Genomic DNA, 14,359 nt, shown 5'->3' with positions numbered 1-14,359 from the left:
GGTGGGGGTGCGGTGGCTTCGGGGGCGGTGCCGCGCCGGGGCGTCTCCTCGGGCGTCGAACGTTCGGGTACTGCGTTGGTTCGTTGGCGGTGGTTGCGTTCAACGCCCTGCGGGGAGCGCCCCGACACGTCCCCGCCCGGCACCGTTGGTTGGTGGGCGGGGGTGGTCTCGTCCGCTGTTGGCACCGGGGGTGGTGGGGTCTTGGTGGGCCATGTTGGGCAGGCTGTTCTGATGGCCTGTAGGGGTGTTGGTTCGGCCCGGGTGGTGGGGGTGGGGAGCTGGGACAGGTCGTTCAGGAGTCGTTCTGCCAGCGTGCGCAGGTGTGGGGGTGCGGGGGTGGGGGACGCGCCTGTGGGGGGTGGGGATGGTGGGCCGCCTGCCGATTGCCAGCGGGCGCGGATCGCTGTCGTGTCGCGGCCGTCCTCCGCTGCCTGGCGCAGTTCGTGGGTGATCAGGTCCTCTGGTTGCACCCAGGTCAGCCGGACGTTCATGGTGTGCCTGTCAGCGCCGTGAAGGTTGCCTCGTGGCTCCTGCGGCGCACGGTGTCGCGGGCGTAGACCTCGCGAGTCACTGCCGCCAGGGTGCGGGGCGGGGCGTGCAGGTCGGTTCGGCTCGCCTCGGCGACCGTCTTCGCCCAGTCGGACGGGATGGCTGATTCCCCGTACAGGGCACCGGAGATCGCGCCGCTCATCGTGGCGATCGAGTCGCAGTCCCGACCGTAGTTGACCGAGCCCAGGACTGTGTGGCGGTAGTCCCCTCCCGCTACCAGGAGCATGCCCAGGGCGATGGGGAGTTCCTCGATGGAGTGCAGGCGGGAGGGCCGGCGGGCGGCGAGGGTCGGTTTGCGGTAGTCCGGGCCCACCGTGTCGAAGGGGGCTACGGCGGCGCGGAGGGGTGCGAGTGCGGACTCGAAGTCGTGGTGGCGTACGGCGGCTTCCGCCACTGCCTCGATCGCTGAGCGTGTGCCGTCCTTGGCGAGGGAAAGGCAGGTGTCGACGACTGTGGCGGGTGTGGCGTCGGGCGTACATGCGGCCGCTACGGCGGCGGCGAAGACACCGGCTGCCTCGCGGCCGTACGACGACTGGTGGGCGCCGGCCACGTCGATCGCTTCCGCGTACGCCGCGGTGGGATTGCCCGCGTTGACCAGGCCGACCGGGGCCATGTACATCGCCGCACCGCAGTTGACGATGTTGCCGGTGCCGGCTTCGCGTGGGTCCATGTGGCCGTAGTGGAGGCGGGCGACGATCCACTTCTCGGCGAGGAAGATGCGCTGGAGGGGGAGCGCCTCCGTTTCCAACTCGGGGATGTACACGGGGGATTCGATGAGCTGGGGGACCAGGTGGTCGGCGATCGCGTAGGCGTCCAGGTGGTCGCGTACGGCGTCGTACACGCGGACCAGGGCGTGGGTCATGAGGGTGTCGTCGGTGATGTGGCCGTCACCCTTGTGGTACGGGGCGATGGGGCGCGCCGTACGCCAGTTGTCGTAGAAAGGGCCGACGATCCCGTGGACGCGGCCGCCGTGCCGTTCGGAGATCTGCTCAGGGGACCAGCCCTCGACCGGGCCGCCGAGTGCGTCGCCGACCGCTGCGCCGATCAGGCTGCCGGTGGTCCGGTCCTCCAGGGTGAGTGGCGGGAAAGTTGTCATGTGGTGAGGCGTCCGTTCGTGGGGGTGGGGTGGAGTTGTGCGGTGAGTTGTGTGGCTAGTTCCACCAGGTCTGTGCCGGCCAGGCGGGGGAGGGCGCAGCCGACCAGGGTCCGGCAGGTGTCGCGCCAGCCGGCCGGGAGCGCGTCGCCGCCGCAGAGTGCGCCGGTGAGTGCGCCGGCGAGGGCGGGGGCGGAGTCGGCGACGCGGGACAGGCAGGCTGCCGCGGGTACGGCCTCGGTGACGCGGCCGCGGGCGGCGGTGGTCAGGGCGAGGGCGACGGGGACGGTCTCGGCGGCGGCGATGCCGTAGCTGTAGACGTGGTCGACGATCTGGTGTTCGAGGGTGGGGACCAGGGCGAAGGCGCCGGTGGCGGTCGCGGCTAGGTGTACGGCGTGGGCGGCGTTGCGGCCGATCTCGGTGGCTTCGGGGAGCTGGGCGAGGGCTGCGTCCACGGCCTCGTCGACCCCGGCGCCGCCGAGCGCTGCCGCGATCGCCGCGGCCATGGCGCGAGCGCCGTGGACGCCGTCGCCGTCCTGGGTGTAGCGGGCGTCGAACTCGGCCAGTTCGGCGGCGGCGGCCGGGTCGCCGGGGTGGACGGTGGCGAGGACGGCGGCGCGGATGCAGGCGGCGTCGTCGAAGTAGTGCGGATTGTCGTGGCCGGTCGCGGGCGGGCGCAGGCCGGTGGCGAGGTTGCCGAGGCCTGCCCGTACGGAGATGCGGGCGCGGAGGGGGAGTACGGCGGACTCGATCTCGGGGGCGCGGTCTGCGGCGGCGGCGACTTCGGCGGCGAGGGCGGTCCAGGCGCGGTCGACGGCGGCGCGGATCTTGCCGGGGGCGGCGGTGAGGATCGTACCGGCGGTGAAGGCGGCCCACTCGGCGTCGTCGGACGGGCCGAGGCGCAGGGGTTCGGGGGGCTGGTTGAGGGCGATGGGGACGGGGAGGGTCGTGGTGGCGTTCTGCTCGGCGAAGGTGTCGAGTTCGCGGGTGAGGCGGCGGGTCCAGTCCGGCATGCGGGCGGCGCGGTGGCGGGCGGCGGGCCAACCGGCGGCGTCACCTGCGGCGAGACCGAGGAGCAGGCCCTCGATGCGGCGCGGGCCCGCCGCGGCCTCGTGGGTGGGTGTGGGTTCTGCTTTTGGTGGGGGTGGGTCTGCTACTGCTACTGCTACTCCGCACCGCGTGCCGGGTGCCTCGGGGGCGGCTCCCGGGCTCGGGCCGAGGCCGCTCCCGGACGCGTGGGGCGGCGCGAGCGCAGCTTGGGTTTCGGCGCTCCGTGGCGGGAGCGTGGCCGGGGTTGCGGTGCTCGCCGAGGCCTCTGCTGACCCGGCCCCGGACCCCCGCCCGCTTGCCGCTGCGCCCGAGCTGGGGCTGTCACCCTGGGCGGGGGTGTAGGGGGTCATGATGCTGCCCGGAATGGCTGGGAGTGCGGGCCGACGCCTGTGATTGCGCTGCGCGGGGCGGCGTTGCCGCGTGTCGGGGTGCCGGCCGTGGTTCCGCGCCCCGAGGGGTTGCTGCCTGACGTTCCGCCGCCGCAGGGGGTGCCGGTTGTGGTGCCGCCTCCCGAGGGGTGCTTGTCGGTTGTGGTTCCGCTGTCGGAGGGGGTGCTGGCTGGTGTTGCGCCGTTCCGGGGGGTGGTGCTTGGGGCTCCGTCGGCCCAGGGGGTGCCGGCTGTGGGGCCGCCCGCTGAGGGGGTGTTGTCTGGGTGTCCGCTGTGCCAGGGGGTGCTGGCCCCCGACGGCTTCCTGGCCGGGATTTCGTCGTCGTACGTGATGCCGTTGGTCGGTGGGGTGGTGTCGGGAGGGTCGTCGTCCGGGATCAGGAGGTCGGCTACGTCCAGGACGTGGTGGTTTCGCATCGACGGGAGGCAGCTGCCTCTCGCCGGGGCGATCGCCGAAGCCCAGGCCGGAGGGATCGCCCCCGCCCCGCACATCGCGCCGGCCAGGGCGCCTGCCACCGCTGCCGTCGTGTCGGCGTCGCGGCCCATGTTGACCGCGGTGAGGACGGAGCCCCTGAAGTCACCCCGCGCCGCCGCGAACGCGCCGAACGCCAGGCCCACCGCCTCCGGGGCCAGGTCCGTCCACGGGTAGCCGCCGATCACCACCGCCGAGCGCACCGCCCGTTCGCCGTCCGGGGCCGCCGCCACCGCGCGGCGCAGGGAGCGGGCCGTCCAGGAGTCGGACGGGATGACGGACAGGGCGGCGGCGGTGATCGCGGAGGGCGTGCCGCCCGTCATGGCCACCGCGACGCCCGCCGCCACCGCCTGGCCGCCGTAGATGCCCTCGCCCTCGTGGCTCACGCAGCCGTCGATCGCCACCAGCCGCGCCGCCTCCGCCGGGCGGCCCGCCGCGAAGACGCCGAAGGGGGCGGCCCGCATCGCCAGGCCGTCGCTCCACGCGTGCCGGTGCTGGGCGGAGATGGGGGCGGCCAGGCCGCGGCGGAGGTTCTCCAGGGTGCCGCGCTCGCTGAAGCCCGCACCGCGGAACGGCCCCTCGTCCAGGTCGGCGATCCACAGGTGCCACGCGTTCTCGACGTGGGCCACGGTCAGCGCCGAGCCGTGGCGGGCCAGGAGGAGACCGGAGAAGATCGCGTACTCCGTGTCGTCCGTACCGGCGGGGTCGGAGGACACGAAGCCTTCGATACGACCCCAACGTCGGCGGATCTCGGAGGGTTTCATGTTCTCCGCGGGGGCCCCGAGCGCGTCGCCCACCGCCAGGCCGAGGAGTGCGCCCCGCCCTCTGTCGCGGAGTGCGCGAACGGCGTGAAGTTCGCGCAGGGCCTGCAGCGCGCGGCCGTGATCGGTGCGGGATTGCATGGCAATCAACTCCCTGGGCTCGTTCCTGGATCTGTGCCACGCGAGCGCCCGGCAAAGGCTCCGAAACGGCAGCGTCACCCGGTCGGCGTGGGGTCTGAGCTGCGGGTAAGTACGGCCTTCCTTGCTGGCGGGAGGCTTGAATCGTGCGTACTTTCGATGGTGTTGAGGGGGTGGAGGGGCCGCATACGGCCCCGCCTCCGGCGAGAGGGGAACTGGCGACATGGCCATCATCGAGACCGAGGCGACGCTCCACGAGGCGCACCGCGACAACCACACGCACCGTGACGTGAATGGGGGTTGGCTGCGCCCGGCGGTCTTCGGCGCGATGGACGGTCTGGTCTCGAACCTGGCGCTCATGACCGGCGTGGCAGGTGGGTCCGTGGGGCAGCAGACCATTGTTATTACCGGGCTCGCCGGGCTTGCCGCCGGCGCCTTCTCCATGGCCGCGGGTGAATACACCTCCGTGGCCTCGCAGCGCGAACTCGTCGAAGCCGAACTCGACGTCGAACGGCGCGAGTTGCGCAAGCACCCGAAGGACGAGCTGGAGGAGCTCGCCGCGCTCTACGAGTCGCGGGGAGTCGAGGCAGGACTGGCACGTGAGGTCGCCAGTCAACTGTCCAGGGATCCTGAGCAGGCACTGGAGATCCACGCCCGCGAGGAGCTCGGCATCGATCCCGGCGACCTTCCCTCACCCATGGTCGCCGCCGTATCGTCGTTCGGGGCGTTCGCGCTGGGCGCCCTGGTGCCCGTACTGCCGTATCTGCTCGGGGCCTCGACGCTGTGGCCCGCGGTGCTGCTCGCGCTCGTCGGGCTCTTCGCCTGCGGAGCGCTCGTGGCGAAGGTGACGGCGCGGTCCTGGTGGTTCAGCGGGATGAGGCAGCTGGCGCTCGGTGGTGCCGCGGCCGGTGTGACGTACGCCCTCGGTGCTCTGTTCGGAACAGCCGTAGGGTGAGACACTATGCGGGGCTCCACATAAGTAATCTGTTACTCGGTGGTTTCGTCTTCGCAATCGCCGGGCAAAAGCCCACGACACCGCAGGCAATGAGGCCTGCTCTGTGACGACCAGACAAGTGTCGGTCTGTCCGCACGTGAACCACCTGCACCGCTATGCGCGGTGTCCGCATGTTGGAATGAGCTATCCACTTCGCGAGAAGCCAGCCATCATGTAACCTGCACGAAATTTCGCGGAGGGCCAACGTCGTCCCTCGGTAGTTGCATATGCCACGACGACGACGGGAGTGCCGATGCGTTCCGACGCCTGGTCGCCCATGGACGGTCGCCCCGCCCAGCAGGGGATGTACGACCCCCGTAACGAGCACGACGCCTGCGGCGTCGGCTTTGTGGCCACCCTCACCGGTGTGGCCAGCCATGAGCTGGTCGAGCAGGCGCTGACCGTACTGCGCAATCTCGAACACCGCGGTGCCACGGGATCCGAGCCCGACTCCGGCGACGGCGCCGGAATCCTGCTCCAGGTCCCCGACACCTTCCTCCGCGAGGTCACCGACTTCGACCTCCCCGAGGCCGGGGCGTACGCCGTCGGCATCGCCTTCCTTCCCGCAGACGGCTCCGCACAGGCCGTCTCGGACATTGAGACGATCGCCGCTGAGGAAGGGCTCGACGTCCTGGGGTGGCGTGAGGTTCCCGTCACCCCCTCGCTGCTCGGCAATGGGGCTCGCGCCACCATGCCCGCCTTCGCTCAGATCTTCGTGGCGGACGGTACGTCGTCGGGTCTTGAGCTGGACCGCAAGGCGTTCGTCCTGCGCAAGCGCGCCGAGCGTGAGGCCGGTGTCTACTTCCCGTCGCTCTCCGCGCGCACCCTCGTCTACAAGGGCATGCTCACCACCGGGCAGCTCGAACCGTTCTTCCCGGACCTGTCCGACCGGCGCTTCGCGACGACGGTGGCTCTGGTCCACTCACGGTTCTCCACGAACACCTTCCCGAGCTGGCCGCTCGCCCACCCGTACCGCTTCGTCGCACACAACGGCGAGATCAACACGGTCAAGGGCAACCGCAACTGGATGCGGGCCCGTGAGTCCCAGCTTGCGTCCGACCTGTTCGGGGCTGAGAAGCTGGAGCGGATCTTCCCTGTCTGCACGCCCGACGCGTCCGACTCCGCCTCCTTCGACGAGGTGCTGGAGCTGCTGCACCTGGGTGGGCGCTCGCTGCCGCACGCGGTGCTGATGATGGTCCCCGAGGCGTGGGAGAACCACGACTCCATGGACCCCGCCCGCCGCGCGTTCTACCAGTACCACGCCACGATGATGGAGCCCTGGGACGGCCCGGCCTGCGTCACCTTCACCGACGGCACCCAGGTCGGCGCCGTACTCGACCGCAACGGTCTGCGTCCCGGCCGCTACTGGGTGACCGACGACGGGCTTGTCGTGCTGTCGTCCGAGGTAGGTGTGCTCGACATCGACCCCGCCAAGGTGGTCCGCAAGGGGCGGCTGCAGCCCGGCAAGATGTTCCTCGTCGACACGGCCGAGCACCGGATCATCGAGGACGACGAGATCAAGGCCGGCCTCGCCGCCGAGGCGCCGTACCAGGAGTGGCTGCAAGCCGGCGAGATCGAGCTGGAGGACCTGCCCGAGCGTGAGCACATCGTGCACACGCACGCGTCGGTCACCCGTCGCCAGCAGACCTTCGGGTACACCGAGGAAGAGCTGCGCGTCATCCTCGCGCCGATGGCCCGTACGGGCGGCGAACCGCTCGGTTCCATGGGTACGGACTCGCCCATCGCCGCGCTCTCCGAGCGGCCCCGGCTGCTCTTCGACTACTTCACCCAGCTCTTCGCGCAGGTCACGAACCCGCCGCTGGACGCCATCCGCGAGGAACTCGTCACCTCCCTGCGCTCCTCGCTCGGCCCGCAGGGCAACATCCTGGAGCCGACCGCGGCGACCTGCCGCAACGTCACGCTGCCGTTCCCGGTGATCGACAACGACGAGCTGGCCAAGCTGATACACATCAACGCCGACGGCGACATGCCGGGCCTGACGGCCGCCACGCTGTCCGGCCTCTACCGCGTCAGCGGCGGCGGCAACACGCTGGCCGCCCGTATCGAGGAGATCTGCGCCGAGGCCGACGCCGCCATCGAGGCCGGCGCCCGCCTGATCGTGCTCTCCGACCGGCACTCGGACGCCGAGCACGCGCCGATTCCGTCGCTGCTGCTGACCTCTGCCGTGCACCACCACCTGATCCGCACGAAGCAGCGCACCCAGGTGGGGCTGCTCGTCGAGGCCGGCGATGTGCGCGAGGTGCACCACGTCGCGCTGCTCATCGGTTTCGGCGCGGCCGCCGTCAACCCGTACCTGGCCATGGAGTCCGTCGAGGACCTCGTCCGGGCAGGCACGTTCATCGAGGGCGCCGAGCCCGAGCAGGCCATCCGGAATCTGATCTACGCCCTGGGCAAGGGTGTCCTGAAGGTCATGTCCAAGATGGGCATCTCGACCGTCGCCTCCTACCGGGGCGCGCAGGTCTTCGAGGCCGTCGGTCTGGACGAGGCCTTCGTCGAGAAGTACTTCAACGGTACGGCGACCAAGATCGGCGGCGCCGGTCTCGACATCATCGCCAAGGAGGTCGCCGCCCGGCACGCCAAGGCGTACCCGGCCTCCGGCATCGCCGCCACGCACCGCGCGCTGGAGATCGGCGGCGAGTACCAATGGCGCCGCGAGGGTGAGCCGCACCTGTTCGACCCGGAGACGGTCTTCCGCCTCCAGCACGCCACGCGCAACCGCCGGTACGACATCTTCAAGCAGTACACGGACCGGGTGAATGAGCAGTCCGAGCGGCTGATGACGCTGCGTGGGCTGTTCGGGTTCAAGTCGGGCCGTCAGGCCATCTCGATCGACGAGGTCGAGCCCGCCTCCCAGATCGTCAAGCGCTTCTCCACCGGCGCCATGTCGTACGGCTCCATCTCCCAGGAGGCGCACGAGACCCTCGCCATCGCCATGAACCAGCTCGGCGGCAAGTCCAACACCGGTGAGGGCGGCGAGGACGCCGAGCGGCTGTACGACCCGGCGCGGCGCTCCAGCATCAAGCAGGTCGCCTCGGGGCGTTTCGGTGTGACGAGTGAATACCTCGTCAACGCCGACGACATCCAGATCAAGATGGCGCAGGGCGCCAAGCCCGGTGAGGGCGGTCAGCTCCCCGGACACAAGGTCTACCCGTGGGTCGCGAAGACCCGGCACTCGACGCCGGGCGTGGGGCTCATCTCGCCGCCGCCGCACCACGACATCTACTCCATCGAGGACCTGGCTCAGCTGATCCACGACCTCAAGAACGCCAACCCGGCCGCGCGAATCCACGTGAAGCTGGTGTCGGAGGTCGGTGTCGGCACGGTCGCCGCGGGTGTCTCCAAGGCGCACGCCGATGTCGTGCTGATCTCGGGGCATGACGGTGGCACCGGTGCTTCTCCGCTTACGTCGCTGAAGCACGCCGGTGGTCCCTGGGAGCTCGGGCTCGCCGAGACCCAGCAGACGCTGCTGCTCAACGGGCTGCGCGACCGTATCGTCGTCCAGACCGACGGTCAGCTGAAGACCGGCCGCGACGTGATCATCGCCGCGCTGCTCGGCGCCGAGGAGTTCGGTTTCGCGACCGCGCCGCTCGTCGTCTCCGGTTGCGTCATGATGCGCGTCTGCCACCTCGACACGTGCCCGGTCGGCATCGCCACGCAGAACCCGGTCCTGCGCGACCGGTTCTCCGGCAAGGCCGAGTACATCGTCAACTTCTTCCAGTTCATCGCGGAGGAAGTGCGCGAGCTGCTGGCCGAGCTCGGTTTCCGTACGCTCGAAGAGGCCGTCGGCCACGCCGAGCTGCTCGACACCGACGCGGCCGTGGAGCACTGGAAGGCGCAGGGTCTCGACCTGGAGCCCCTCTTCTACGTCCCCGAGCTGCCCGAGGGCGCGGTCCGTCACCAGATCACGGCCCAGGACCACGCGCTGGAGAAGGCGCTCGACAATGAGTTGATCAAGCTCGCCGCCGACGCCCTGGCCGTGGACAACGCCGAGGCCGCCGGGCCGGTCCGCGCGCAGGTCGCGATCCGCAACATCAACCGGACCGTCGGCACGATGCTCGGTCACGAGGTGACGAAGAAGTTCGGCGGGGCGGGTCTGCCCGACGACACCATCGACATCACCTTCACGGGTTCGGCCGGTCAGTCCTTCGGTGCCTTCATCCCCCGTGGCGTGACGCTGCGGCTCGAAGGCGACGCCAACGACTACGTGGGCAAGGGCCTTTCGGGCGGCCGGATCATCGTCCGGCCGGACCGGGGCGCCGACCACCTCGCCGAGTACTCGACGATCGCGGGCAACACGATCGCGTACGGCGCCACGAGCGGCGAACTCTTCCTGCGGGGCAGGACCGGTGAGCGCTTCTGCGTCCGTAACTCCGGTGCCACGGTCGTCTCGGAGGGCGTGGGCGACCACGGCTGCGAGTACATGACCGGCGGCCGCGCGGTGGTGCTGGGCGAGACCGGGCGCAACTTCGCGGCCGGCATGTCCGGCGGCGTGGCGTACGTCATCGATCTCGACCCGGACAACGTCAACTCCGGCAACGCCGGGGCGGTCGAGGCGCTCGACGACGCCGACAAGCTGTGGCTGCACGATGTGGTGCGCCGCCACGAGGAGGAGACCGGGTCCACGGTCGCTTCCAAGCTGCTGGCCGAGTGGGACACCGCCGTGGCCCGCTTCAGCAAGATCATCCCGTCCACGTACAAGGCAGTGCTCGCCGCCAAGGACGCCGCTGAGCTCGCCGGTCTCTCCGAGCAGGAGACCACCGAGAAGATGATGGAGGCGGCGACCAATGGCTGACCCCAAGGGCTTCCTGACCACCGGCCGCGAGGTCGCGAAGACCCGTCCCGCCGGGGAGCGCGTCAAGGACTGGAACGAGGTCTACGTTCCCGGCTCCCTGCTGCCGATCATCAGCAAGCAGGCCGGCCGATGCATGGACTGCGGCATCCCGTTCTGCCACAACGGCTGCCCGCTCGGGAACCTCATCCCCGAGTGGAACGACTACGCCTACCGCGAGGACTGGGCGGCGGCGAGCGAGCGGCTGCACGCCACCAACAACTTCCCGGAGTTCACCGGGCGGCTGTGCCCGGCTCCCTGCGAGTCGGCGTGCGTGCTCGGCATCAACCAGCCGGCCGTCACCATCAAGAACGTCGAAGTCTCGATCATCGACAAGGCGTGGGGGAATGGCGACGTCACCCCGCAGCCGCCCGAGCGTCTTTCGGGCAAGACGGTCGCCGTCATCGGGTCGGGGCCCGCGGGTCTCGCCGCCGCCCAGCAGCTGACGCGGGCCGGTCACACGGTCGCGGTGTACGAGCGCGCCGACCGCATCGGCGGACTGCTGCGCTACGGCATCCCCGAGTTCAAGATGGAGAAGGTGCACATCAACCGGCGCATCGAGCAGATGCGCGCGGAAGGCACCAAGTTCCGTACGGAGGTGGAGATCGGCCGCGACATCGACGCCGCGAAGCTGCGGCGTCGTTACGACGCGGTGGTCATCGCCGCCGGCGCGACGGTCTCCCGTGACCTGCCCGTACCGGGCCGTGAGCTGAACGGCATCCACTTCGCGATGGAGTACCTGCCGCTCGCCAACAAGGTGCAGGAGGGCGACCTGACGGTCTCCCCGATCACCGCCGAGGGCAAGCACGTCGTGGTCATCGGCGGCGGCGACACCGGCGCGGACTGCGTGGGCACCGCCCACCGTCAGGGCGCGGCGTCCGTCACCCAGCTGGAGATCATGCCGAAGCCGGGCGAGGAGCGTAACGCCAACCAGCCGTGGCCGACCTTCCCGATGCTCTACAAGGTCACCTCCGCGCACGAGGAGGGCGGCGAGCGGGTCTACTCCGTCTCGACCACCCACTTCGAGGGCGACGAGGACGGCAACGTCCAGTTCCTGCACCTCGTCGAGGTGGAGTTCAAGGACGGCAAGCTTGAGCAGAAGCCGGGCACGGAGCGGAAGATCCCCGCTCAGCTCGTCACGTTGGCGATGGGCTTCACCGGCACCGACCAGGCGAACGGCCTGGTCCAGCAGTTCGGTCTGGAGCTCGACGCGCGTGGCAACATCGCGCGCGACGGGCAGTACGCGACGAACGTCGACGGCGTCTTCGTCGCCGGTGACGCGGGCCGCGGTCAGTCGCTCATCGTGTGGGCGATCGCCGAGGGGCGGTCGGCGGCGCGTGGCGTGGACCGGTTCCTGACGGGGGCGAGCGAGCTGCCCGCCCCGGTGAAGCCGACGGACCGTGCGCTGACCGTCTGACGTACGCCCGGCACATAAACGTCCCGCACAACGGCGTGCGGAACTGAACGCGGCGCCTGCCCTGTCCCCGACCGGACACTGGGTGGGCGCCGCGGCGCGTGTGGGTGTGCGGGCGGGCGTGGGCGGGTGAGGCGCCGGGTCAGGCTCGGCGTGTCAGGCCGCGAATGACGTCAGCGATGACGACTTCATCAGTACGAGCACGATCAGCAGCACCAGCACCCCGGCGCCCGCGGCCACCTGGATCGCGGTCCGGTTCTTACGGGGTGCGTACGCCAGGGCCAGGCTCACCAGGCCGCCGGTGAGCAGGCCGCCCAGGTGGGCCTGCCAGGAGGAGAAGAGGGCGGACACCACCATCCAGATCATGAGTCCGGCCATGAAGCGGTGGACGGCCCGCATGTCGTGGCCCAGGCGGCGGCAGATCACGTAGTACGAGGCCGAGACGCCGAAGATCGCGCCCGAGGCGCCCACGACGATGCTGTGCGGCGCGATCAGGTAGACCAGTACAGAGCCGCCGAGCGCGGAAAGCAGGTAGAGAGCGGCGTAACGGGCCCGGCCGAGCTGGTCCTCGACCGTCCTGCCCACGTTCCACATGCAGAGCATGTTCATGACGATGTGCATGATCCCGAAGCTGCCCCCGGTCGCAGGCAGGTGGAGGAACGCGCCGGTGAGCAGCCGGTACCACTCGCCGTCGGCCACCCCGGCCACGGTCGGGGCGGCGTAGCCCCCGGCCTCGGGACCCAGCAGGCCCCAGCCGAGCATGCCGAACCGGCCGACGATGTCGGGGCGCGCCAGTTCACCGAGGTAGGCGACCACGTTCAGAGCGATCAGCGCGTACGTCACCACCGGCGCGGCCGCCCCGGTCACCGCGCCACCGAAGACCGTGCGCGCCTGCCGGACGGACTTGTGGCCCTCCGCCACGCAGTCGGGGCACTGGTGACCGACGGCCGCCTCCCGCATGCAGTCGGGGCAGATGAACCGCTCGCACCGCGTGCATCTCACGTACGTCTCGTACTTGGGGTGGCGGTAACACGTCGTGACGGCGGCTTCCACGGCCGGCTCCTTGGGCTTCTTCTGGGCAAACGGGGAGAGCCGGTGGGGGTCGGCGCCGCTCAAGATAACGCACGGTCCGTACCGGCCGCTGTTCGCAGTGCGGGCCACGGCCGGAGACCGGTGACGTAACCTCAGCAGGCCTGCCTGTGCTGCCCTTTCCCGCCAGCCCCGTAACCCCGTACGAAACGGAGATCCGACGTGGCGATAAGCCTCCACAAGGTCGAGGAGACCGCGCCCGCGCTCGTCAGCCTGTACAAGAGCGCCGGGGCCTCGGTGCGGAAGCAGGGGCTGAGCGGGCAGCGCGCGGCCGTCTATCTCGTCCTCGACTACTCGGGTTCCATGAAGCCGTACTACCAGGACGGCAGCGTGCAGGCGCTCGCCGACCGGGTGCTCGGGCTGTCCGCCCATCTCGACGACGACGGCAGCGTGCCGCTCGTGTTCTTCTCGACGGACGTCGACGCGATCACGGACATCGCCCTCGACAACCACCAGGGACGAATCGACAAGATCGTCGCCGGGCTCGGGCACATGGGCAGGACCAGCTATCACCTGGCCATGGACGCGGTGATCGACCACTACCTGGGCAGCGGATCGACCGCGCCCGCACTGGTCGTCTTTCAGACCGACGGCGGCCCGATCAACAAGCTGGCGGCGGAGCGGTACGTCTGCAAGGCCGCGAAGCTGCCACTGTTCTGGCAGTTCGTGGGCTTCGGCAACACGCGAAGCACGCAGTTCGACTTCCTGCGCAAGCTGGACGAACTGGCCGTCCCGGCGAGGCGTCCGGTCGACAACGCGGGCTACTTCCATGCCGGGCTGGACCCGCGCCAGGTCTCGGACGGGGAGTTGTACGACCAGTTGGTGCGCGAGTTCCCCGCCTGGCTGGCCGCGGCGCGGGCGCAGGGCATCGTGCGATGACGGTCCGGGTGCTGAGGGCGGCCGACCGTGAGGCTGTGGCGTGGAAGAACGGCGGCGGGGTCACCCGCGAGATCGCGGCTTCGCCCGAGGGCGCCGGGATGGCCGGCTTCGACTGGCGGATCAGCCTCGCGGAGGTCGAAGCGGACGGCCCGTTCTCCGCGTTCCCCGAGGTGGACCGCATCCTGACGATGGCCGAAGGTGCCGGGATGGACCTCGTGGTGGGCGGGGAGCGGCGGCTCGTGGCCCAGTGTTTCGTCCCGCAGGACTTCCCCGGTGACGTCGTCACCGACTGCCGGCTGCTCGGCGGCCGGGTCGTGAACTTCAACGTCATGCACCGCAGGGGCCGCACCACCGCGCGGGTCGCGGTGGTGCGCGGCGGCCTGGACGTCGCACTCCCGCCCAACGGGACGGTGGTGATCGTCGCACTCGACGGGACCGCATCGTTCGACGGCATCACCCTCGCACCGTACGACGCCGTGGTGACCGGGTCGCCGGGCGCGCTGTCCGCCCAAGGACACGCGGCGGTCGTCACCCTCACCCCCACGCTCACCTCCACCTCCACCTCCACCTCCACCTCCACCTCCACCTCCACCTCCACCTCCACCTCCACCTCCACCTCCACCCTCCCCCTCACAACCGGCTGAGCCGCGCGGCCTGCGGGCGGTACCCGCGGGCCGTCCGCG

Annotated in this window: 8 protein-coding genes and 2 pseudogenes; 5 read left to right on the top strand and 5 right to left on the bottom strand. The window is 70.5% G+C overall.

Annotated features, from left to right (window positions below):
• The 4 genes and pseudogenes from G412_RS41800 to G412_RS35550 all read right to left on the bottom strand — a co-directional run.
• A pseudogene (locus G412_RS41800) lies at positions 1–491 on the bottom strand (ADP-ribosylglycohydrolase family protein); the annotation flags it as partial.
• A complete protein-coding gene (locus tag G412_RS0122150; RefSeq protein WP_028813993.1) occupies positions 488–1,645 on the bottom strand; it encodes an ADP-ribosylglycohydrolase family protein in 1,158 nt (385 codons plus the stop codon). The pseudogene G412_RS41800 and the gene G412_RS0122150, both read right to left, overlap by 4 nt.
• Entirely contained in the window at positions 1,642–3,042 is a 1,401-nt protein-coding gene (locus tag G412_RS35555) for an ADP-ribosylglycohydrolase family protein (protein ID WP_244283177.1), read from the bottom strand. The genes G412_RS0122150 and G412_RS35555 overlap by 4 nt, the downstream gene beginning before the upstream one ends.
• Before the next feature lie 400 nt (positions 3,043–3,442).
• A pseudogene (locus G412_RS35550) lies at positions 3,443–4,415 on the bottom strand (ADP-ribosylglycohydrolase family protein); the annotation flags it as partial.
• Between the two features lie 259 nt (positions 4,416–4,674).
• Between G412_RS35550 and G412_RS0122135 the strand changes: the two are divergent.
• The 3 genes from G412_RS0122135 to G412_RS0122125 all read left to right on the top strand — a co-directional run bounded on the left by G412_RS0122135 (position 4,675) and on the right by G412_RS0122125 (position 11,711).
• Positions 4,675–5,406, top strand: coding sequence for a VIT1/CCC1 transporter family protein (locus tag G412_RS0122135; RefSeq protein ID WP_028813992.1), 732 nt, complete (start codon positions 4,675–4,677; stop codon positions 5,404–5,406).
• 292 nt (positions 5,407–5,698) lie between these two features.
• On the top strand, positions 5,699–10,258 hold the full coding sequence (gene gltB / locus G412_RS0122130) for a glutamate synthase large subunit (protein WP_028813991.1): 4,560 nt from the start codon (positions 5,699–5,701) through the stop codon (positions 10,256–10,258).
• Positions 10,251–11,711 (top strand): glutamate synthase subunit beta, encoded by a 1,461-nt coding sequence (locus tag G412_RS0122125; protein ID WP_028813990.1) that lies wholly within the window; start codon positions 10,251–10,253, stop codon positions 11,709–11,711. The genes gltB and G412_RS0122125 overlap by 8 nt, the downstream gene beginning before the upstream one ends.
• Before the next feature lie 153 nt (positions 11,712–11,864).
• Here G412_RS0122125 and G412_RS0122120 read toward each other — a convergent pair whose 3' ends face one another.
• A complete protein-coding gene (locus G412_RS0122120; RefSeq protein WP_028813989.1) occupies positions 11,865–12,761 on the bottom strand; it encodes a rhomboid family intramembrane serine protease in 897 nt (298 codons plus the stop codon).
• A 198-nt stretch (positions 12,762–12,959) separates the two neighbouring features.
• Here G412_RS0122120 and G412_RS0122115 point away from each other — a divergent pair, with 198 nt between their 5' ends.
• Both G412_RS0122115 and G412_RS35545 read left to right on the top strand, forming a co-directional pair.
• Positions 12,960–13,676: a VWA domain-containing protein gene (locus G412_RS0122115; protein ID WP_028813988.1), complete on the top strand. Its 717-nt coding sequence runs from the start codon at positions 12,960–12,962 to the stop codon at positions 13,674–13,676.
• Positions 13,673–14,320: a HutD family protein gene (locus G412_RS35545; RefSeq protein WP_078607250.1), complete on the top strand. Its 648-nt coding sequence runs from the start codon at positions 13,673–13,675 to the stop codon at positions 14,318–14,320. The genes G412_RS0122115 and G412_RS35545 overlap by 4 nt, the downstream gene beginning before the upstream one ends.
• The last annotated feature ends 39 nt before the right edge of the window (positions 14,321–14,359 follow it).

This window comes from Streptomyces flavidovirens DSM 40150, from assembly GCF_000429085.1.
Taxonomy (GTDB): domain Bacteria; phylum Actinomycetota; class Actinomycetes; order Streptomycetales; family Streptomycetaceae; genus Streptomyces; species Streptomyces flavidovirens.
Note: the sequence above shows the minus strand (reverse complement) of the source record. Positions and strands in the feature narration are given on the sequence as shown.